We start from the raw sequence: 18,569 nt of genomic DNA, 5'->3' as shown, positions 1-18,569 counted from the left end.
TCCGGCCTTCGCTGCGCCCGAAATAGCCGGGCGGCCATTCTTGTCTCGTTATGACGAAGCACAAGAAACCCGCCCACCGCGTCGTCGCCGTGTTGCTTGCGGCCACCGCGCTTCCTTCCACCGCTTTGTTTGCGCAGGATATTCCTGCGCCGGCAACGGCGCCTGTCATGGCGGCGCCCACGGCCCCCATGGTCGTAGCGCCACCAGTGGCCACGCCCGCCGAACCGGTGATGCAGGCCACCCCGCCTGCGCCGCCGACGGAAAGCGTCGAGCGCGTCGCGCCGCCGCCGATCGCCTTCACGGATGTCAGGCCCGCGTCGAAGCCGACGGCGCGCAGCACGCCGATCCGCCGCGCGGCGGCGCCTGTCGCCCCTGCCGTGCCGGCGGCTGCCCCGGTCGCCCTCGAGCCGCCGCCTGTCGTTGCGCCGGCGCCGGCGCCGGCCGTGGCCGCGGAACCGCTGGCGCCGCCTGTCGCGGCTCAGTCGCCCGCGCCGGTCGCGAACAATGCGCAGGGCATGACCGCGATCGCGATGGGTGCCGTGCTGGTTGTCCTTGCGGGGCTGGTCGCCTTCCTGTTCGCGCGTCGCCGCCGCGATACGGCTGAAAATGTCGAACCGCCGATGATTGTCGCCCCGACGGCATGCGCGGCCGACCCGCTGTTCAAGCGCCGCCGCGCCGATAGCATCGAGCGCCCGGTCGATCCGCTGTTCCACGAGCGTCGCACGGTTGCTTCCAAGCCCGTCGATCCGCTGTTCAGCGAAAAGCGAGAAGGGCCGGCGATCAGCGACGATCCGCTGTTCGCGCACCTTAAGCGCAGTCGGCCTGCAAGGAAGCCGCGCGTCCTCGAGGATGCCTGAGCCGGGCAGGGGCGCTCGCTCCGCCAGAAAGGGAGAGGCCTGAAACGGAAAAGGGCGGCCCCCATAGCGGGAGCCGCCCTTTCTTTCGTCCCGTCCCGGCGAGGCCGGGGCAGGGCCAAGCAGCGGAGGCTTACTTGAGTTCGACGGTCGCGCCGGCTTCCTCGAGCTGCTTCTTGAGCTTCTCGGCCTCGTCCTTGTTGACGCCTTCCTTGATCGCCTTCGGAGCCGACTCGACCAGGGCCTTCGCCTCGGTCAGGCCCAGGCCGGTGATCGCGCGGACTTCCTTGATGACGTTGATCTTCTTGCCACCGTCGCCGGTGAGGATCACGTCGAAGTCGGTCTTCTCTTCGGCAGCCGGGGCACCGGCGCCCGCGCCACCGGCCGGAGCGGCGACGGCGACGGCAGCAGCAGCCGAAACGCCCCACTTCTCTTCGAGCAGCTTGGCGAGGTCGGCGGCTTCGATGACGGTCAGCGACGACAGTTCGTCGACGAGCTTGTTGAGATCAGCCATTGTAAATTCTCCAGATCAAATCGGGGTTGTCAGATAAAAATCAGGCAGCGTCCTTGGCGGCATAAGCGCCAAAGATGCGTGCAAGCTGGCCAGCCGGCGCCTGCACGACCTGGACGACCTTGGTTGCGGGCGCCTGAACGAGGCCCACAATCTTGGCGCGCAGTTCGTCGAGCGACGGCAGCGAGGCGAGCGCCTTCACGCCGTTCACGTCGAGGACGGTATCCCCCATCGAGCCGCCGACGATCTCGAACTTGTCGTTCGATTTGGCGAACTCGACGACCACCTTTGCAGCGGCCACCGGATCGGTGGACGCGGCGATGGCAGTCGGGCCGGTGAGCATGTCACCGATCCCGGCATAGGGCGTGCCCTCAATCGCGATCTTGGCGAGTCGATTCTTGGCCACCTTGTAGCTGGCACCGGCCTCGCGCATCTTCGTCCTCAGTGCCGTCGACTGCGCGACGGTGAGACCGAGGTTGCGGGTGACGACCACCACGCCGACCTCGGAGAAGGTGCTGTTCAGCTCGGAAACCAGCTCGGACTTTTGAGCTCGATCCATGCCATTCTCCACGTTGCCCCGGCGGGACATCCGCCGAGGGGTACTTTATGTCCGTGGGGAAGGCTCGACCGACGGCCCCGATGATCGGAGGCTTGTCAGCCTGTCAGGAGGCGCACGGTCATGCCGCCGCCTCAGGAAACTTTCCCCGTCTAGGCGGGAGATTAAGGAGGGCATATTCCCTCCACCCGCTGTCTCGGACGGAATGCCGGGCGGACAAAGCCCATCCGGCAAGCGGGCGCTCATAGCGGGATGCGCGGGGAAGTCAAGTTTTCGGGGGCGAGGAGGAGCGGAACCGGATCTGGATCCGCTCCTCGGGGGGAACTCAGTGCGCCGGCTCGAAATTGTGGAGGATCACCGGGCGCGGGTTGAAGGGGATGCGGGTCGACATCGGTGCGCTTGGGTCGTTGCCTGCGCGGTGCCAGCGGCCCTGTGCCGCGGTCACGATATCGCCCGCGTCGGCGACGAAATAGGGGAAGCCCTCGATCTGGTAGCCGATCTTGCCTTCCATGATGAACCAGAACTCGGTCCAGTCGACGTGGAAATGGCCCTTGTTGGTTGCCGGGGGCACCGCCGCGCCCTTGCCGCGCAGGATGTTGGACGTGAAATGATCGTCCCACACGAACTTGCCGCTATAGGTCTGGTCGCCCTTCGCCACTTCCTTGAAGAAGTCGACATAGGTGGGGTTGCTGTCGCGGTCCTTGGCCGGCCCGGGCGACCCGGTGACCTTCACATAGGTGCGGCCAGGGAAGGGATCGGGCGCCACTGTCGAAGGAAAGAGTGGCGGTGATCCCGCCTGGCGGACCTCGAAGCGCAGCGAGGGTTTGTCGCCTACCGTCTCGATCGAATAGACATGACGGAAGGGAACGCTGACCATGAAGCCCTTGGTGGCGACGAAGGGCTCGACGCCCTCGATCGTCACTTTCATCACACCGTCCTGCACGATCCATACGACGCGGTCGTCGGCGTAGAATTTCGGCTTGGTCTTCTTACCGGTGCCGAGCGAGATATAGTCGGCGTCCTGCTCGCGATTGCGGATGATCGGCTGCACCCAGTCGCTCTGTCCGCGGTGCGCGGCCAGTATCTCGGACAGCTTCCAGTGGACCTTGTTGGGCGCGACATAGGGCGTCGGCTTGGCGGGCTTGGCCGACCAATATTCTTCGGCGACCTTGGGCGCGGTCACCGGCATGTCTTCCTTGCCAAGAAACTGCGCGGATGCCGGGCAGGCGGCGCTGAGCGCCGCCGCGACGGCGCATAGACTGACGATCCCCTTCATGGCTTCTCTCTCCCGTGCTTTGGCTGGCCTTGCTGGCGCGTCTTGGCGTCCTGTTTTCCGACTCCCCGCGTGACGGCAGCGACGTCGGCGCGGACCATTGCACAAGATATGTATGCAATCAATGATATTGCATACAATTGATATGCAGGCTTGGCGGGGCAAGAAAAAGGGGCCGGAGCTTGCGCTCCGACCCCTCATTTCCTTGCGGTCGTAGTGCCGATCAGGCGCCAGCGACCTCGGCCGTGTCGACCTTGATGCCCGGGCCCATCGACGAGCTCAGGGCGACCTTGCGGACATATTTGCCCTTGGCGCCCGTCGGCTTCGCCTTGATCACGGCATCGACCAGCGCGTCGAAGTTGGCGCGCAGGTCTTCCGCCGGGAACGACGCCTTGCCGATGCCCGAATGGATGATGCCGGCCTTCTCGACGCGGTATTCGACCTGACCGCCCTTGGCGGCCTTGACGGCCTCGGCGACGTTCATCGTCACAGTGCCCAGCTTCGGGTTCGGCATCAGGCCCTTGGGGCCCAGCACCTTGCCGAGGCGGCCGACGAGGCCCATCATGTCCGGGGTCGCGATGCAGCGATCGAACTCGATCTTGCCGCCCTGGACGATCTCCAGGAGATCCTCGGCACCCACGACGTCGGCGCCCGCCGCAGTCGCTTCCTCGGCCTTCGCGCCGCGGGCGAACACGCCGACGCGAACGGTCTTGCCGGTGCCCTTGGGCAGGGTGACGACGCCGCGGACCATCTGGTCGGCGTGGCGGGGATCGACGCCCAGGTTCAGCGCGACCTCGACGGTCTCGTCGAACTTCGACGTGGCATTGGCCTTCACCAGCGCGATCGCCTCGTCGACGCCGTGCAGCTTCTCACGGTCGATGGTCGTGGCGAGCTTCTTCGCCTTCTTGCTCACGAATGCCATTGGTTCAGCCCTCCACCACTTCGAGGCCCATCGCGCGGGCGCTGCCTTCGATGATCTTCGTCGCGGCGTCGATGTCGTTCGCGTTCAGGTCCTTCATCTTGACCTGGGCGATCTCGGCGAGCTGCGAGCGCTTGATCTTGCCGGCAACCGTCTTGCCTGGCTCCTTCGAGCCCGACTTCAGGTTGATCGCCTTCTTGATGAGGAAGGTGGCAGGCGGGGTCTTCGTCTCGAACGAGAAGCTGCGGTCCGCATAGACGGTGATCACGGTCGGGATCGGCGCACCCTTTTCAAGGTCGCCGGTCGCGGCGTTGAACGCCTTGCAGAATTCCATGATGTTGACGCCGCGCTGACCCAGGGCAGGGCCGATCGGGGGCGACGGGTTGGCGGCGCCGGCCGGCACCTGCAGCTTGATATAGCCGGTAATTTTCTTGGCCATCTACTCACTCTCTTTCAAGTTTAGCGGTTCTGACGGCAGCAAGCTGCCTCCCGCGGGACATCCGGTTGCGAACCGGAATTACTTGGAACGTTCGACCTGCTCGAACTCCAGCTCGACCGGGGTGGCACGACCGAAGATCGACACCGACACCTTCACGCGGCTGCGGTCGAAATCCAGTTCCTCGACCACGCCGTTGAAACTGGCGAACGGGCCGTCCAGCACCTTGACCGAATCGCCGATCTCGTAATCGACCTTGATCTTGTGCTTCGGCGCGGCGGCGGCTTCTTCCTTGGTGTTCAGGATGCGCGCGGCCTCGGCCTCGGTGATCGGCTGGGGCTTGCCCGACGAACCGAGGAAGCCCGTCACCTTCGGCGTGTTCTTCACCAGGTGATAGACGTCGTCGTTCATCTCGAGCTTGGCGAGGACGTAGCCGGGGAAGAACTTCCGCTCCGACTGCACCTTCTTGCCGCGGCGGACTTCGGTCACGGTCTCAGTGGGCACTTCGACCGAATCGACCAGCGCGTCGAGGCCAAGGCGCGTGGCCTCGGTCACGATCGAATCGCGGACCTTGTTCTCGAAGCCCGAATAGGCGTGGATGATGTACCAGCGGGACATTGGGTCCGGTTCTACCTTTCGATCGATCAGGCGGCGAGCGACAGCAGCGAGCGCACGATCATGCTGTAGAAGTGATCGACGCCGAAGAAGAACAGCCCCAGCACGGTCGTCATGATGATCACCATCAGGGTGGTCATCATCGTCTCGCGGCCGGTGGGCCACACGACCTTCGCGGTCTCCGCCTTCACCTGATTGATGAATTGCGGGATGTTGCTGATGAAGTTCGCCTTAGCCACGACAGTCGTCCTTGCTCGTCAAACGCCGGAAATCGGGGTCAAAGCCGCCCTGTCCGTTCCTTGGGACCGGTGCGACGAAGACCGATTTTCCGAATCCGCGCCCTATATGACTTTAGATATAGGCGCGCAAGGGCCGGATATAAGCCGGCCGCTGCTGTTTTCGCCTATGTCGCTTTCCGCAATCTTGCTTGAAGCATGGCAGGAGTGGAGGGACTCGAACCCACGGCCCTCGGTTTTGGAGACCGATGCTCTACCAACTGAGCTACACTCCTCCGGTGCGGAGAGCCGGCGACTTAGCGGCAGCGAAGCGAAGGCGCAAGGCCCGTCCTCTGCGCTTAACCGAAAATCAGGCGACCGCCGATCGTCCGGGGTTGAATAACGCGCGCGCGTCCTCGGCAGGCATCGGGCGGCCGAACAGATAGCCCTGCACCTTGCGGCAGCCCAGGCGGCGGATCATAGTCAGCTCTTCCTCGGTCTCCACGCCCTCGGCCGTCGTCGCCATCCCCAGGCTGTCGGCCAGCGCCACCACTGCGCGGATGATCGCGATATTTTCCGGCACGTTGCGCGACGCGCCCTGCACGAAGCTGCGATCGACCTTGATCGTCGAGAATTTGGTGCGGCTCAGATAGCCGAGCGACGAATAGCCGGTGCCGAAATCGTCGAGCGACAGCCTGACGCCAAGGTCGATCAGCTGCTGGAGTACCTGAACCGCCACCGTGCCTTCACGCATGAACACGCTTTCGGTCACCTCGATCTCCAGCCGGTGAGCAGGGAGGCCGCTGTGCGACAGCGCTGAAATCACGCAGGATACGAAATTGGGGTCCGCAAGCTGGTCTGCCGAGACGTTGACCGCGATCCGCACCTGCGAGGGCCAGCTCATCGCTTCCTGGCAGGCGGTGCGCAGCACCCATTCGCCAATCGGCGCGATCAACCGCGCTTCCTCCGCCACCGGCACGAACTTGGCGGGCGAGACATTGCCCAGTTCGGGATTGTGCCAGCGCAGCAGCGCCTCGAAGCTCTCGACAGAACCGCCCTCGGCCGAGACGACGGGCTGGTAGTTGAGATAGAGCTCGCCGCGCTCGAGCGCCTTGCGCAGCGCGATTTCGAGCACGCGCCGTTCCTCGGCATGGACATGAAGCTGCGGCTCATAGGCATGGTAGGTGCCGCCGCCGGCGTCCTTCGAGCGATAGAGTGCGAGGTCGGCGGAGCGGATCAGCGTCTCGACCGAGCGTCCGTCGCGCGGGCCGATCGCGGTGCCGACGCTGGCGCCGATATAAAGCGTGTGCGTGTCGACCTCATAGGGGCGCGACAATTCCTCGATGATCCGCCGTGCCAGCCTTTCGAGCCGGCCGCTGTCAGACGCATCGCGCACCACCACGCCGAATTCGTCGCCGCCCAGCCGTCCGCACAGCTCATTGTCCGACATCAGCGAGCGCAGGCGTTCGGACACCCGGCTCAGCAGCCGGTCGCCCACGGGGTGGCCAAGCGTATCGTTCACCGCCTTGAAGCGATCGAGGTCGATCATCATGAAGGCGCAGCGCGTGCGCCATTTATCGGCGTCGGCCATCGCCGATCCCAGCGCCTCGGTCACCTGCAGGCGGTTGGGCAGGCCGGTCAGCGTATCGAAACGCGCCATGCGGTTGATCTTGTCGGCCGAGTGGCGCTCGGCGGTCACGTCCGATCCGACGCCGCGGAAGCCGAGGAAGCTGCCGCGATCGTCGTAGCGCGGGCTTGCCGACATTTCCCACCAGCGCGTCTCGCCGCCGATCGTCACCGGCAGGATGATGTCGCTGAACGCCTCGCGCTTCTTCAGCTTCTCGGCGAAACTGCGGAGCGGGGCGGAGAAATTGCCCGTTTCCCAGCTGTCGCCGGCGAGCATCTGGAGGAACGGCCGGCCTTCGAGCGCCATCGCTTCCTCACCCAGCGCGAAGGCGAGACGCGGGGAGACATGCGTCAGGCTCTTTGATGCATCGATCTGCCACAGCCAGTCGGCGTCGCCATCCTCGAACTCGCGGAGCAGCAGGCTGACGACCTCATCCTTTTCGGCCAGCGCACGCTCGGCCGATCGGTGCGCGATGAAGGCGCGGCCATTGGCGATCGTTGCGGCGATCAGCATGAAGGTCAGCGCCAGCCCGGCAATGCCCATGCTCGGCATCCCCATGCTGAACATTGTCCAGGCGCTTGACCCGCCGACGAGCGACAGGAAGATGATCGTGCCGAGCGGCAATGGTGACAGCAGCAGCGCGGTGCCCGCCATCAGCGCGAAGGCGATGGTCCACAGGCCGAGCTGCGCCTCGATCCCGCCAAGGCCTGCGAAAAGCAGGGGCGGGGCCGCCCAGACCGCACCGAGCGCGAGGGCGTGGAGCGTTTCGCCGTGCAACTCGCGCGGCGTCGCGGTGCTTGCGCTGAGTTCGTCGCGCCGCAGCCGCGTTACGGCGCCGAGCAGCGAGACGATCGTCGCCACGGCGAACCAGGCGCCGAGCGTCGGCAGCGGCACATGCTTGGCAAGCACGAGGATGAGGACAGTCGCGGCCAGCATCTCGCCGAACAATCTTGTCCGGCCATATTGCTGGACGGCGGCAAGCTGCGCCGCACGGACATGGCTGTAGTCGGTTCCACCACGGTCGGGGAAACCGAAAATCGGCCGCCACCCAATGCCTTGGGCGCTCGAACTGGCTGAGGGACGCTTACTCACGCCTCCCTTCTATCCGAAGGAGGTTAGCGATCCGTAAGCGGCGCGCTCAATGCCTGTTTACAAACGGCGGCGGCCCCGGGGCGGCTCAGGCCGCGAGATCGTAAGGCTGGATCTCGCCCGACAGATACAGGTTGCGCGCCTTGGCCCGGCTGAGCTTGCCTGAGCTGGTGCGGGGCAGCGTGCGCGGCGGCACTAGCTCGACGACGCAGTTCATGCCGGTGATCGAACGCACCTTGTCGCGGATCTGGTCGCGCAGCCGCGCGCGCTCCTCGGGGTCCGAGGTGCGGCACTGGACGAGCACGGCCGGCGTTTCCTCGCCGCCCGGCGTGGTGATCGCGAAGGCGGCGATGTCGCCGGCCTTGAAGCCGGGTAGCTGCTCGACCGCCCATTCGATATCCTGCGGCCAGTGGTTGCGGCCGTTGATGATGATCATGTCCTTGGCGCGGCCGACGATGTACATGTAGCCGCCCGACATATAGCCCATGTCGCCGGTATCGAGCCAACCGTCGACGAGGCAGGCGTCGGTCGCCTCCTGGTCGCGGAAATAGCCGACCATGACCGACGGGCCCTTGCACCAGACCTTGCCGATCGCCTTTTCGGGGAGCGGCGTGCCGTCTTCCTCGCGGATCTCGACGAGCATGTCGCGCACGGGGACGCCGCAATTGACGATCGAACGATAGCGCTGCGGGCGATCGGTGTCGGCGCCGGCGCCCGAAAGCAGTGTTTCCTCGACCAGCTCAACGACGATGCCTTCGCCCGGCGGCATGATCGAGACGGCCAGCGTCGCCTCGGCCAGCCCGTAGCTCGGCAGGAAGGCAGTTGCCTTGAAGCCGGCGTCGGCAAAGGCATCGACGAAGGCCTGCATCACGTCGGGGCGGATCATGTCCGCGCCATTGCCCGCCACGCGCCAGCGCGACAGGTCGAAGCGATCCGACGCGCGCGTCTGGCTCGACATGCGCCGCGCGCAGATGTCGTAACCGAAGGTCGGCGAATAGGAGAGGGTGGTGCCCGGATTGCGACTGATCATGTCGAGCCAGGCGAGCGGGCGCCGCGCGAAATCCTCGGTCTTCAGATAGTCGGTCGACACCTGATTGGCGACGGGGGAGAGCATGCAGCCCACCAGCCCCATATCGTGATACCAGGGCAGCCAGGAGACGCAGCGGTCGCCGTCGGCCACCGCCATGCCGTGCGAATGCGCGGCGAGATTGTTGAGCAGCGCGCGGTGCGTCACGGCCACGCCGTGCGGGAAGCGCGTCGATCCGCTCGAATATTGCAGATAGGCGATGTCGTCGGGATTCTGCGCGGGCAGCGCCGCCTCGGGCGCGTCGAGCGCGCCGAAATCCTCGTAGGACACGCCGTCGACCCCGGCCTGCATGGCCGCGTCGCTCGCCATCTGCGCCAGCTCCGCCGGATAGAGCAGCATCACCGGATCGCAGCTCGCGAGCTGTACCTTGAGCTGGTCGACATAGGCTGCGGCGCCGCCGAACGAGGTGGGCAGGGGCAATGGCACCGGCCATGCGCCGGCATAGACCGCGCCGAAGAACAGCGCCGCGAAATCGGCGCCCGTCTCGGCGATCAGCGCGATGCGGTCGCCGGGCTTGATTCCACGCGCGATAAGGCGCTGCGCGTCGAGGATCGCGTCGGCGCGCAGCTCGGCGAACGGATAGGGCCGCGTCAGCGTCCCACGCGCGTCGTGGAAGTTGAACCCGCGTTCACCCCGTGCCGCATAGTCAAGCGCGTCGCCAAGCGTGTCGAAATCCGCGTAACGCCGCGGCAGGCCGTCATCAGACGGCGTGGGCAACATGATCGTCATATCTTTTTGGTACGACCCCAGTGTCGATTTGGCTTCAAGCGCGTCCAGCACCGCTTGCCCTTCTTTGCTCGTTGCGCGGCACCTTGGATTTACCGGTGCGACGTGCGCCGACGTTTGTCCAGAAGTTTAAACTAACGCGAACGAGACGTTCAAATAACGACGCGACTGTGGCACAATCGTGGCGCGTGCGCGGAACCTCTCCCCGAAAGCCCCGGCCGGCGCTTGATACGGAGGCGTTGCAACGCCTCGCGCTTCACTATGTCGGCCGTTATGCGACCACGCAGGCGCGGCTGCGCGCCTATCTCGATCGCAAGCTCGCGGAGCGCGGCTGGGCGGGGGAAGGGGAGCCGGATCCCGCCGCGATCGCCCTGCGCTTCGCCGAGCTCGGCTATGTCGACGATCGCGGATTCGCGCTTGCGCGAGCCGCATCGCTCCAGCGTCGCGGCTATGGCGACCGGCGGATCGCACCGTCGCTGCGCGCGGCGGGACTCGCCGAATCAGACATCGCCGAGGCGCGCGCGGCGGCGGCGCCCGGCGCGCTGCGCGCGGCGCTCGATTTCGCCCGCCGCCGCCGTATCGGCCCCTTTGCGCGCGAGACGGCCGATCGCCCGGCGCGCGAACGCGCGCTCGCGGCCATGATCCGCGCCGGGCATGGCTTCGACATCGCCCGCCAAATTGTTGATTCGGAACCCGGTTGTGTCCCCGAACAGGACGATCGGGACGGGGCCGAAATCAATGTTTCAAATTGAGCAAAAAGCCGTGCTATGCTGGCACAATTATGGCGTTGGGGGGCCAGCGTGAGTCACGATCGACCAGTTGCGTCTTTTCTGCTCGATGCGGGTGTCGATGACACCGCGCGACATGAATCGCGCGTTTCGCTCGATGAAAGCGAAGTGCTCGAACTTTATGCCGGCACGGTCAAATGGTTCGATGCCACGCGCGGATTCGGCTTCATGGTGGCCGATGACGGATCGGGCGACATATTGATCCATTTCTCGGTGCTGCGCGATCATGCGCGTCGCAGTCTGCCCGAAGGCGTCAAGGTCGAATGCCTCGCTGCCAAGCGCGACCGCGGGCTGCAGGCACGCCGGATCATCAGCTTCGATCTGTCCACCGCCACCGGGCCGGACCACGATCTTCTCACCCAGCCGCGCGACCGTATAGACCCGATCGCGCTGCTCGATTCGGCGGGACCGCCTGAACCCGTGACGGTGAAATGGTTCAACCGGCTCAAGGGCTATGGCTTCCTCGTTCGCGTTGGAGGGGCGACGGATATCTTCGTCCATATGGAAACGCTGCGCCGGGCCGGGATCATCGAGGTCGAGCCCGATCAGCCGCTGGTTGCCCGTATAGCCGAGGGAAAGAAAGGCCCGCTCGCCGTCAGTGTCGAACGCCCCGCCTGAAAGCGGGGCTGCGTTTTTCATGTCGCTGCTGATCGCGGGTGACAGCGCCGTTTTGCGGCGCTAAACGGCCACGCATGGGCATCTTGAAAACCATCTTCACCTGGTGGGACGGCGCCACCTTCGGCACCTCGCTGTTCACGTGGCGCAAGGGCGAGCGCGTGGGCGAGGATTCGCTCGGCAACGTCTATTATGAGGCGCGCAAGGCCCAGAACGGCTTCAAGCGCCGCTGGGTGATCTACAAGGGCTCGAACGACGCCAGCCGCGTGCCGCCCGAATGGCATGGTTGGCTCCACAATACGATCGAGGGTCTCCCCGATGCCACGCTGCCGCCGATCCGGCCGTGGGAAAAGGAACCCGAGCAGAATCTGACGGGTACGGTGCAGGCCTATCGCCCGGCCGGCGCGCTCGAACGGGGCGGCCACCGCGCCGCCGCGACCGGGGATTATGAGGCGTGGAGCCCCGACGCGGCATGAAACGAGCGCTCGCCGCCGGCGGCGTCGCTCTGCTGGTCGGGCTGGCGGGCTGGCAAGGGGCAAGCGCGCTCCAGTCCGGCAACAGCGCCGCGCCTGCCGCCGATCAGCCGGTCGCGCCCGAAGCCCAGCCAACGCCCGCCGAAGTGACCGAGGTCGGCGACGATGCCCCCGCCGCGCGCGCCGCGCCCGGCCGCAGCGCTCAGCCTGAATTGTCGCGCGGCACCACGCCGATGAACCAGCGTGTCGCGGTCATCGGCCTGCTCAACAAGCGCAACGGCCTGTGGCGCGATCTGACGATGAAGCCCGGCCAGGCGATCCGCGTCGGAGACGCCATCGTCCGCCTGCGGGCCTGCGAAACGACGGCGCCGTGGGAGCAGCAGAAGCTGACCGGGGCGTTCGTTCAGCTTGATGTCGAGGGCAGCGACAGCAAGTGGCGCCGCGTCTTCTCGGGCTGGCTCTACAAGGAATCGCCGTCGCTCAACGTCGTCGAGCACCAGATCTACGATGTCTGGCCCAAAAGCTGCGCGATGACGCACCCGGATATCGGCCCCGGCACGGTCAGCGTCGGATCGCTGTCGTCGGGCGGTGCGAAGCGCGAGTCGAGCGCGCCGAAATCGACCGAGGGTGCCCCGGCCACCAAGCCTTCGCCTACCCCCAGCGCCTCGTCGAGCAAGGCCACATAGGCATCGCGCGTGATCTCGATCGCGCCCAGCGATGCGAGATGATCGGTGATGAACTGGCAGTCGAGCAGGCGGAATCCGCCGATCTTCAAGCGCGCGACGAGATGGGCGAGCGCGACTTTCGACGCATCGGTCTCGCGGCTGAACATGCTTTCGCCGAAAAAGGCGCCGCCCAGGCTGATCCCGTATAGCCCGCCGACCAGCCGGTCGCCGTTCCAGCATTCGACCGAATGGGCGTGGCCGCTGAGGTGAAGCTGCGCGCAGGCCGTCTCGATCTGGTGATTGATCCACGTCCCCGGCCGGTGCGCCGTCGCCTCGGCGCAGGCCGCGACGACCCGCCCGAAGGCGCGATCGGCGGTGACGGTGAAGCGCCCAGACCGCAACGTCTTGGCCAGCGATCGCGAGAGGTGGAAGCCGTCCAGCGGCATCACGCCGCGCATCTTGGGCTCGACCCAATAGACGTCGTCGGCGTCGCGCGCATCGGCCATCGGAAACACGCCGATCGCATAGGCGCGGAGAAGCATGTTGGGATCGATCGGCTTCACGGCCTGCAGAATGACTTGTGCGGCGGCGCTGCGCAATGGGCGTGATGGACGTCGGTTGAGTGACTCAGCCTGAACGGTGTTTGGTCGACGAGATCCAACTCACGCCTTCGCCAGCCGCCGTTCGATCCCGCGCCATAGAGTCGTGAACGCGTCTGCCGCCGGTGACCGTGGCGCGAAATCGCCTAGCGGCGCGCGCAGCACCGCCATCTGCTCGACCGCGCTTGCCATCGGGATCGCCGGCCAGTCGGGCTCGGCCTCGATGCCCGCGCGGTGGAGGGCGCGCCTGCGGTCGACCATCATGTGAATCGGCAGGATCGGCGCATGCCGCCCCGGCTGTCGATCGATGAAGCGCACCACCATATCGAGCGCACGCCGCGAAAGCGGGGAGGGGATGACGGGGACGAGGATGACGTCGGCGGCGGTCATCACCTGCTCGCTGGTCGCGGTCAGCCCCGGCGGGCAGTCGAGGATGATCCGGTCATAGCTCTTGTCGATCTGCTCGATCAGCTTGGTCAGCCGCTTGCGCTTGCCGAGATCGGCGAAGAAGCGATCGAGCCCGCGCAGCGAGAAATCGGCGGCGAGCAGGTCGAGGCCCGGCCAGCGCGTCGCGCGGATCAGCTTCGCTGCATCGACATCCTTGGAGAAGACGGCCTGCGCCGCATCGCGCGCCTCGCTCTCGGCGCCGAGGATGAAGCTGGCGCCGCCCTGCGCATCGAGATCCCACAACAGCGTCCGCCGCGCCGAAAGCACAGCCGAAGCCCAGGCGAGATTGACCGCCAGCGTCGTCTTCCCGACGCCCCCTTTGAGATTATAGACCGCGATCGTCGCCATGGCCCGGCTATGGATAAGCCCGATGACGGCTTCGGGACAATGCCGTGCGAAAAAGCGCCGCCTCAGCGCGTGGCGGTCAGGCCGATATGCATCGGAAATTCGCCGCGGGCATGCGCCATGCCGAGCTGGAAGCTCTCCGCGATGCGGCCGGCGCGATCGACGAACATCGCCGCCGCCTCGGGCGTGCACAGCCGCTTCACGGTCGCGGTGAACAGCGCGATCCAGCGCGCGAAATGCGCGCCGCCCACGGGGAGCGCGAAATGCTTCTGCATCGGCTTGCCCTTGTAGCGCGCCGACATCAGCAGCACGCCTGACCAGAAATCGCACATCGTCGAAAGATGCTCGTCCCAATCCTCGATCCGTTCGGCGAAGACGGGACCGATCAGCGCGTCGTGCCGGACATCGTCATAGAAGCTGTAGACGACCTGTTTGATCAAAGCCTCGTCGATCCCCGCCGCGACTGCAGGCGCGATCGCGGCGCGGCGGCGTTCTTCAAGGCTGCTCGACTCGCTCTTCATGCGCGCCTCTTAATCTTTTTTGCAGCGCAGCGCATTTTACAAATGACCGAAACTTCACTGGCGCACCGGTCATTCTTGCATAAGCTCGTCCGCGTCACCCACGATGTAGGAGGGACCGATGCTTAAAGCTGCTGTTCTGGCCATTTCGCTGCTTTCGCTGAGCGCGATGCCGGCCGCCGTCAACGCCGCGCCGTGCAAGGACGCGAAGGGCAAGTTCATCAAGTGCCCGCAAAAGCCCAAGCCGGCTCAGAAGTGCAAGGACGCCAAGGGCAAGTTCGCCAAGTGCGGCACGCCGGGCGCAAAGCCGATCTGAAGCTCCTCGTCATTGCGAGCATAGCGAAGCAATCCAGAGGAAGCCGGGCATCGAGCGGCTGGATTGCGTCGCTACGCTCGCAATGACGGCACGGGCGGTGGCGGGCGATCCACGCCCCAACGCTTACACTATCTCGCGGATCGCCTCGGGCGGGCGCCCGAGGCGGACCCCCTTTTCGGTTTCGACGAGCGGCCGTTCGATCAGGATCGGGTTGGCCGCCATCGCGTCGAGGATCGCGTCGTCCGAGGCATCCTTCAGCCCCAGTTCCTTCGCCAGCGGCTCGCCCGCCCGCAATCCCTGGCGCGGCGTGATACCCGCCCGCGCATAGAGCGCGGCCAGTTCGGCGCGCGAGGGCGGGGTCTTCAGATAGTCGACGATCTCCACATCCACGCCCGGCGTCGCTTCCAATATGGCGAGCGCCTCGCGCGATTTGGAGCAGCGCGGATTGTGGAGGATCGTCGCCTTCACGCGGCGGGGTCCTGCTTGGCCAGCCATTCCTCCAGCCACTTGATCGTATAGTCGCCGGCCTGGAACTCGGGGTCGTCGAGCAGCGCCTGATGCAGCGGGATCGTCGTCTTGATCCCCTCGATCGCGAATTCCTCGAGCGCCCGGCGCAGGCGGCGGAGCGCGCCCTGCCGCGTCGTGCCATAGACGATCAGCTTGGCGATCATGCTGTCGTAATAAGGCGGGATGCGATAGCCGGCATAGAGTCCGCTATCGACGCGCACATGCATGCCGCCGGGCTGGTGGAAGCTCTTAACGAGGCCGGGCGAGGGCGCGAAGGTGCGCGGATCCTCGGCATTGATCCGGCATTCGATCGCATGGCCGCGGAACTGCACGTCTTCCTGCCGCAGCGTCAGCCCGTGCCCGTCGGCGATGCGGATCTGCTCGCGGACGAGGTCGAGGCCGGTGATCGCCTCGGTCACCGGATGCTCCACCTGCAGGCGGGTGTTCATCTCGATGAAGTAGAATTCGCCATTTTCCCACAGGAACTCGATCGTGCCTGCGCCGCGATAGCCCATGTCGGCCATCGCCTTGGCGACGATCCCGCCCATGCGCGCGCGCTCCTCGGCGGAGATGACGGGCGAGGGCGCTTCCTCAAGCACCTTCTGGTGACGGCGCTGGAGCGAGCAGTCGCGCTCGCCGAGATGGATGGCATTACCATTGCCGTCGCCGAAGATCTGGAACTCGATGTGACGCGGGTTGCCGAGATATTTTTCGAGATAGACGGTCGCGTCGCCGAATGCCGCCTTGGCTTCGGATCGCGCCTGCCCGATCAGGCTCTCGAACTCGCTCGGATCGTGGCACACCTTCATGCCGCGTCCGCCGCCGCCCGATGCGGCCTTGATGATCACCGGATAGCCGATCTGCGCGGCCAGCTCCTTGGCGCTCTCGATTCCTGCGATCGGTCCGTCCGATCCGGGGACGAGCGGCAGGCCCAGCTTGCCGGCGGTGCGCTTGGCTTCCACCTTGTCGCCCATCGTGCGGATATGCTCGGGCTTCGGCCCGATCCAGACGAGGTTGTGCAGCTCGACGATCTCGGCGAAGCGCGCATTCTCGGACAGGAAACCGTAGCCGGGGTGGATGGCGTCCGCGCCCGAAATCTCGGCGGCCGAGATGATGTTGGGGATGTTGAGATAGGATTCGCCGGCGGGCGGCGGCCCGATGCACACCGCCTGATCGGCGAGGCGCACATGCATCGCGTCGGCATCGGCGGTGGAATGGACCGCGACCGTCTTGATCCCCATCTCGTGCGCGGCGCGGTGGATGCGCAGCGCGATCTCGCCGCGATTGGCGATCAGGATCTTTGAAATCGCCATGGCGCTCAGCCGACGATGACGAGCGGCTGGTCGAACTCGACCGGCTGGCCGTTGTCGACCAGCAGCGCCTTGACCGTGCCGCCGGCGGGGGCGGTGATCGGGTTCATCACCTTCATCGCCTCGACGATCAGCAGCGTCTGGCCCGCGCTCACCGTGTCGCCGACCGAGACGAAGGGCTTCGCGCCCGGCTCGGCGGAAAGATAGACGGTGCCGACCATCGGCGATTTGACGGCGTTGCTCAGGTCCGGCCCGGCGGCCGGCGCAGCTTCGGCAGGGGTGGCGGGCGCGGCTGCCGCCACTGGGGCGGCGACGGGGGCAGGCGCATAGACGGGCGCGGCGGCGGCGCTGATCTTGCGCGCCACGCGGATCTTGCGGTCTCCGTCCTCGACTTCGATTTCGGTCAGGTTGGTTGCGTCGAGCAGTTCGGCGAGCTGGCGGACCAGGTCGGTATCAACGTGCATCGGGCCCCCGTTTTCAGTTTTATCGGTCATGCGACCCTCTTGTTCATTGTTGCGGCGCTCCCTGTCAGAGACGCGCGGCCGCGTCCAGCGCGAGAAGATAGGAGAAAGCGCCGAAGCCTGCGATCGTGCCTTTGGCTGCCCGGCCTACATAGCTCGGATGCCTGAATTCCTCGCGCTTGTGCGGGTTGGAGAGATGAATCTCGATCACCGGCACGCTGATCGCCTTGATCGCGTCGTGAAGCGCGATCGAGGTGTGCGTGAACGCGGCGGCGTTGAGGATGACCGCCTTGGCCTTGTCGGCATTCGCCTCGTGCAGCCAGTCGACCAGATGGCCTTCATGGTTGGATTGGCGAAACTCGATCTCGAATCCCAGCTCCCGGGCCCGGTCCTCGACCATGCCGGCAATGTCGTCGAGCGTATCCGATCCATAGATCTCCGGCTCGCGCAGTCCCAGCAGGTTGAGATTGGGTCCGTTGAGCACGAACAGGGTCGCCATCGATTTTCGTGCCTTTCGGTTGCGGCGGTGCGAAGCTGCTTCCTATATGGCCCCTCTCTCCAACACGCAAAGGCGCGGGCCAATCTCATGCATAGCGACGGCACGATCAGCATCACGGTCAATGGCGAGCATCGCCGGGTTTCGGCCGGTTTGACGATCGCGGGCCTTGCTGCGGAGCTGGGTCTCGCGCCCGAAAAGGTCGCCGTCGAACGCAATCTGGAGATCGTTCCGCGCTCGACGCTGGGCGATGTGACGGTCGATGACGGCGATTCGCTGGAGATTGTCCATTTCGTCGGCGGCGGCGATCACGGCGCGAAGGTCGACGAGGATAGCTGGACGGTCGCCGGCCGCACCTTCCGGTCGCGCCTGATCGTCGGCACCGGCAAATATAAGGATTTCGCGCAGAACGCGGCGGCCGTCGAGGCGTCGGGCGCGGAGATCGTGACGGTCGCGGTGCGCCGCGTGAACATCGCCGATCCCAAGGCGCCGATGCTCACCGACTATATCGATCCGAAGAAGATCACCTATCTCCCCAACACCGCCGGCTGCTTCAATGCCGAGGATGCGATCCGCACGCTGCGGCTGGCGCGCGAGGCGGGCGGCTGGGATCTGGTCAAGCTGGAAGTGCTGGGCGAAGCGAAGACGCTTTACCCCGACATGGTCGAAACGCTGCGCGCTACGGAAATCCTCGCGAAGGAGGGTTTCCTGCCGATGGTCTACTGCGTCGACGATCCGATCGCCGCCAAGCGGCTGGAGGATGCGGGCGCGGTCGCGGTGATGCCGCTGGGCGCGCCGATCGGCTCGGGCCTCGGCATCCAGAACCAGGTGACGATCCGCCTGATCGTCGAAGGCGCGAAAGTGCCGGTGATCGTCGATGCCGGCGTGGGCACGGCGTCGGACTCCGCGCTGGCGATGGAGCTGGGCTGCGACGGCGTGCTGATGAACACCGCGATCGCCGAGGCGAAGGACCCGATCCTCATGGCGTCGGCGATGCGATCGGCGGTCGAGGCAGGGCGTCTCGCCTATCGCGCGGGCCGCATGGGCAAGCGCCGCTACGCCGATCCGTCGAGCCCGCTTGCCGGTCTGATCTAGGGAACCGAACCCTAGCTCACCCGTTC

At 65.8% G+C, this 18,569-nt stretch carries 22 protein-coding genes, 1 tRNA gene and 1 pseudogene; 7 read left to right on the top strand and 17 right to left on the bottom strand.

The window, feature by feature from the left end; genetic code table 11:
- Nucleotides 1–167 precede the first annotated feature (167 nt).
- Nucleotides 168–857 (top strand): hypothetical protein, encoded by a 690-nt coding sequence (locus AC3WT0_RS03325; protein ID WP_492751446.1) that lies wholly within the window; start codon nucleotides 168–170, stop codon nucleotides 855–857.
- 130 nt (nucleotides 858–987) lie between these two features.
- On the opposite strand, the gene rplL is transcribed toward AC3WT0_RS03325, so the two are convergent.
- The 10 genes from rplL to AC3WT0_RS03275 form a co-directional block, all read right to left on the bottom strand.
- The gene (rplL, locus tag AC3WT0_RS03320; protein WP_492751445.1) at nucleotides 988–1,368 is read right to left on the bottom strand and encodes a 50S ribosomal protein L7/L12; all 381 of its coding nucleotides are present in this window, start codon (nucleotides 1,366–1,368) and stop codon (nucleotides 988–990) included.
- 40 nt (nucleotides 1,369–1,408) lie between these two features.
- Nucleotides 1,409–1,924 (bottom strand): 50S ribosomal protein L10, encoded by a 516-nt coding sequence (gene rplJ, locus AC3WT0_RS03315; protein WP_492751443.1) that lies wholly within the window; start codon nucleotides 1,922–1,924, stop codon nucleotides 1,409–1,411.
- 322 nt (nucleotides 1,925–2,246) lie between these two features.
- Entirely contained in the window at nucleotides 2,247–3,197 is a 951-nt protein-coding gene (locus AC3WT0_RS03310; RefSeq protein ID WP_492751442.1) for a cupin domain-containing protein, read from the bottom strand.
- 220 nt (nucleotides 3,198–3,417) lie between these two features.
- A complete protein-coding gene (gene rplA / locus AC3WT0_RS03305) occupies nucleotides 3,418–4,116 on the bottom strand; it encodes a 50S ribosomal protein L1 (protein WP_492751440.1) in 699 nt (232 codons plus the stop codon).
- Between the two features lie 4 nt (nucleotides 4,117–4,120).
- A complete protein-coding gene (gene rplK / locus AC3WT0_RS03300) occupies nucleotides 4,121–4,552 on the bottom strand; it encodes a 50S ribosomal protein L11 (protein WP_492751439.1) in 432 nt (143 codons plus the stop codon).
- Nucleotides 4,553–4,630: 78 nt separating this feature from the next.
- Complete coding sequence (nusG, locus tag AC3WT0_RS03295; protein WP_492751437.1) at nucleotides 4,631–5,167, bottom strand: transcription termination/antitermination protein NusG; 537 nt, start codon at nucleotides 5,165–5,167, stop codon at nucleotides 4,631–4,633.
- 26 nt (nucleotides 5,168–5,193) lie between these two features.
- Nucleotides 5,194–5,403: a preprotein translocase subunit SecE gene (secE, locus tag AC3WT0_RS03290; RefSeq protein ID WP_492751435.1), complete on the bottom strand. Its 210-nt coding sequence runs from the start codon at nucleotides 5,401–5,403 to the stop codon at nucleotides 5,194–5,196.
- A gap of 196 nt (nucleotides 5,404–5,599) precedes the next feature.
- Nucleotides 5,600–5,675: transfer RNA gene (locus AC3WT0_RS03285), tRNA-Trp, on the bottom strand.
- A 74-nt stretch (nucleotides 5,676–5,749) separates the two neighbouring features.
- Entirely contained in the window at nucleotides 5,750–8,098 is a 2,349-nt protein-coding gene (locus tag AC3WT0_RS03280; protein WP_492751433.1) for a putative bifunctional diguanylate cyclase/phosphodiesterase, read from the bottom strand.
- 85 nt (nucleotides 8,099–8,183) lie between these two features.
- Nucleotides 8,184–9,911: a fatty acyl-AMP ligase gene (locus tag AC3WT0_RS03275; RefSeq protein ID WP_492751431.1), complete on the bottom strand. Its 1,728-nt coding sequence runs from the start codon at nucleotides 9,909–9,911 to the stop codon at nucleotides 8,184–8,186.
- Nucleotides 9,912–10,147: 236 nt separating this feature from the next.
- Here AC3WT0_RS03275 and AC3WT0_RS03270 point away from each other — a divergent pair, with 236 nt between their 5' ends.
- The 4 genes and pseudogenes from AC3WT0_RS03270 to AC3WT0_RS03255 all read left to right on the top strand — a co-directional run.
- A complete protein-coding gene (locus tag AC3WT0_RS03270; protein WP_492751430.1) occupies nucleotides 10,148–10,660 on the top strand; it encodes a regulatory protein RecX in 513 nt (170 codons plus the stop codon).
- Nucleotides 10,661–10,708: 48 nt separating this feature from the next.
- A complete protein-coding gene (locus AC3WT0_RS03265) occupies nucleotides 10,709–11,314 on the top strand; it encodes a cold-shock protein (protein ID WP_492751428.1) in 606 nt (201 codons plus the stop codon).
- Nucleotides 11,315–11,388: 74 nt separating this feature from the next.
- Nucleotides 11,389–11,787 carry an NADH:ubiquinone oxidoreductase subunit NDUFA12 gene (locus AC3WT0_RS03260; protein ID WP_492751427.1) on the top strand — a complete coding sequence of 133 codons (399 nt, stop codon included), beginning with the start codon at nucleotides 11,389–11,391 and terminating at the stop codon, nucleotides 11,785–11,787.
- Nucleotides 11,784–12,251 (top strand): annotated as a pseudogene (locus AC3WT0_RS03255) (DUF2155 domain-containing protein); the annotation flags it as partial. The gene AC3WT0_RS03260 and the pseudogene AC3WT0_RS03255, both read left to right, overlap by 4 nt.
- 35 nt (nucleotides 12,252–12,286) lie before the next feature.
- Here AC3WT0_RS03255 and aat read toward each other — a convergent pair.
- The 3 genes from aat to AC3WT0_RS03240 all read right to left on the bottom strand — a co-directional run bounded on the left by aat (nucleotide 12,287) and on the right by AC3WT0_RS03240 (nucleotide 14,361).
- The gene (gene aat, locus AC3WT0_RS03250; protein ID WP_492751425.1) at nucleotides 12,287–13,012 is read right to left on the bottom strand and encodes a leucyl/phenylalanyl-tRNA--protein transferase; all 726 of its coding nucleotides are present in this window, start codon (nucleotides 13,010–13,012) and stop codon (nucleotides 12,287–12,289) included.
- A 99-nt stretch (nucleotides 13,013–13,111) separates the two neighbouring features.
- Entirely contained in the window at nucleotides 13,112–13,843 is a 732-nt protein-coding gene (locus tag AC3WT0_RS03245) for a ParA family protein (RefSeq protein WP_492751424.1), read from the bottom strand.
- Between the two features lie 62 nt (nucleotides 13,844–13,905).
- Nucleotides 13,906–14,361, bottom strand: coding sequence for a group III truncated hemoglobin (locus AC3WT0_RS03240; protein ID WP_492751423.1), 456 nt, complete (start codon nucleotides 14,359–14,361; stop codon nucleotides 13,906–13,908).
- Nucleotides 14,362–14,479: 118 nt separating this feature from the next.
- Here AC3WT0_RS03240 and AC3WT0_RS03235 point away from each other — a divergent pair, with 118 nt between their 5' ends.
- On the top strand, nucleotides 14,480–14,674 hold the full coding sequence (locus AC3WT0_RS03235; RefSeq protein ID WP_492751421.1) for a hypothetical protein: 195 nt from the start codon (nucleotides 14,480–14,482) through the stop codon (nucleotides 14,672–14,674).
- Between the two features lie 123 nt (nucleotides 14,675–14,797).
- Here the strand turns inward: AC3WT0_RS03235 and arsC are convergent, their stop codons facing one another.
- Genes arsC through aroQ form a run of 4 tightly spaced genes read right to left on the bottom strand, consistent with a single transcriptional unit; the run spans nucleotide 14,798 to nucleotide 17,451 of the window.
- A complete protein-coding gene (gene arsC, locus AC3WT0_RS03230) occupies nucleotides 14,798–15,142 on the bottom strand; it encodes an arsenate reductase (glutaredoxin) (protein ID WP_492751419.1) in 345 nt (114 codons plus the stop codon).
- Complete coding sequence (gene accC, locus AC3WT0_RS03225) at nucleotides 15,139–16,494, bottom strand: acetyl-CoA carboxylase biotin carboxylase subunit (protein ID WP_492751417.1); 1,356 nt, start codon at nucleotides 16,492–16,494, stop codon at nucleotides 15,139–15,141. Before accC ends, arsC begins: the two co-directional genes overlap by 4 nt.
- A 5-nt stretch (nucleotides 16,495–16,499) precedes the next feature.
- Nucleotides 16,500–16,985, bottom strand: coding sequence for an acetyl-CoA carboxylase biotin carboxyl carrier protein (gene accB / locus AC3WT0_RS03220; protein ID WP_492751416.1), 486 nt, complete (start codon nucleotides 16,983–16,985; stop codon nucleotides 16,500–16,502).
- Between the two features lie 34 nt (nucleotides 16,986–17,019).
- Nucleotides 17,020–17,451 (bottom strand): type II 3-dehydroquinate dehydratase, encoded by a 432-nt coding sequence (aroQ, locus tag AC3WT0_RS03215; RefSeq protein WP_492751415.1) that lies wholly within the window; start codon nucleotides 17,449–17,451, stop codon nucleotides 17,020–17,022.
- Between the two features lie 87 nt (nucleotides 17,452–17,538).
- Here aroQ and thiS point away from each other — a divergent pair, with 87 nt between their 5' ends.
- The gene (gene thiS / locus AC3WT0_RS03210) at nucleotides 17,539–18,543 is read left to right on the top strand and encodes a sulfur carrier protein ThiS (protein ID WP_492751414.1); all 1,005 of its coding nucleotides are present in this window, start codon (nucleotides 17,539–17,541) and stop codon (nucleotides 18,541–18,543) included.
- Nucleotides 18,544–18,569 lie beyond the last annotated feature (26 nt).

The sequence above is a fragment of the Sphingomonas sp. EU05-FHT14C10 genome, from assembly GCF_058790595.1.
This window is presented reverse-complemented; position numbering and strand designations above follow the sequence as displayed.

Excerpts from the sequence above, each read along its gene's own strand:
- nusG (WP_492751437.1), bottom strand. The coding sequence starts at position 5,167 with ATGTCCCGCTGGTACATCATCCACGCCTATTCGGGCTTCGAGAACAAG.
- rplL (WP_492751445.1), bottom strand. The coding sequence starts at position 1,368 with ATGGCTGATCTCAACAAGCTCGTCGACGAACTGTCGTCGCTGACCGTC.
- AC3WT0_RS03235 (WP_492751421.1), top strand. The coding sequence starts at position 14,480 with ATGCTTAAAGCTGCTGTTCTGGCCATTTCGCTGCTTTCGCTGAGCGCG.
- AC3WT0_RS03310 (WP_492751442.1), bottom strand. The coding sequence starts at position 3,197 with ATGAAGGGGATCGTCAGTCTATGCGCCGTCGCGGCGGCGCTCAGCGCC.
- accB (WP_492751416.1), bottom strand. The coding sequence starts at position 16,985 with ATGACCGATAAAACTGAAAACGGGGGCCCGATGCACGTTGATACCGAC.
- rplJ (WP_492751443.1), bottom strand. The coding sequence starts at position 1,924 with ATGGATCGAGCTCAAAAGTCCGAGCTGGTTTCCGAGCTGAACAGCACC.
- thiS (WP_492751414.1), top strand. The coding sequence starts at position 17,539 with ATGCATAGCGACGGCACGATCAGCATCACGGTCAATGGCGAGCATCGC.
- rplA (WP_492751440.1), bottom strand. The coding sequence starts at position 4,116 with ATGGCATTCGTGAGCAAGAAGGCGAAGAAGCTCGCCACGACCATCGAC.
- AC3WT0_RS03260 (WP_492751427.1), top strand. The coding sequence starts at position 11,389 with ATGGGCATCTTGAAAACCATCTTCACCTGGTGGGACGGCGCCACCTTC.
- aroQ (WP_492751415.1), bottom strand. The coding sequence starts at position 17,451 with ATGGCGACCCTGTTCGTGCTCAACGGACCCAATCTCAACCTGCTGGGA.
- AC3WT0_RS03240 (WP_492751423.1), bottom strand. The coding sequence starts at position 14,361 with ATGAAGAGCGAGTCGAGCAGCCTTGAAGAACGCCGCCGCGCCGCGATC.
- AC3WT0_RS03275 (WP_492751431.1), bottom strand. The coding sequence starts at position 9,911 with ATGACGATCATGTTGCCCACGCCGTCTGATGACGGCCTGCCGCGGCGT.
- accC (WP_492751417.1), bottom strand. The coding sequence starts at position 16,494 with ATGGCGATTTCAAAGATCCTGATCGCCAATCGCGGCGAGATCGCGCTG.
- AC3WT0_RS03325 (WP_492751446.1), top strand. The coding sequence starts at position 168 with ATGGCGGCGCCCACGGCCCCCATGGTCGTAGCGCCACCAGTGGCCACG.
- AC3WT0_RS03245 (WP_492751424.1), bottom strand. The coding sequence starts at position 13,843 with ATGGCGACGATCGCGGTCTATAATCTCAAAGGGGGCGTCGGGAAGACG.
- rplK (WP_492751439.1), bottom strand. The coding sequence starts at position 4,552 with ATGGCCAAGAAAATTACCGGCTATATCAAGCTGCAGGTGCCGGCCGGC.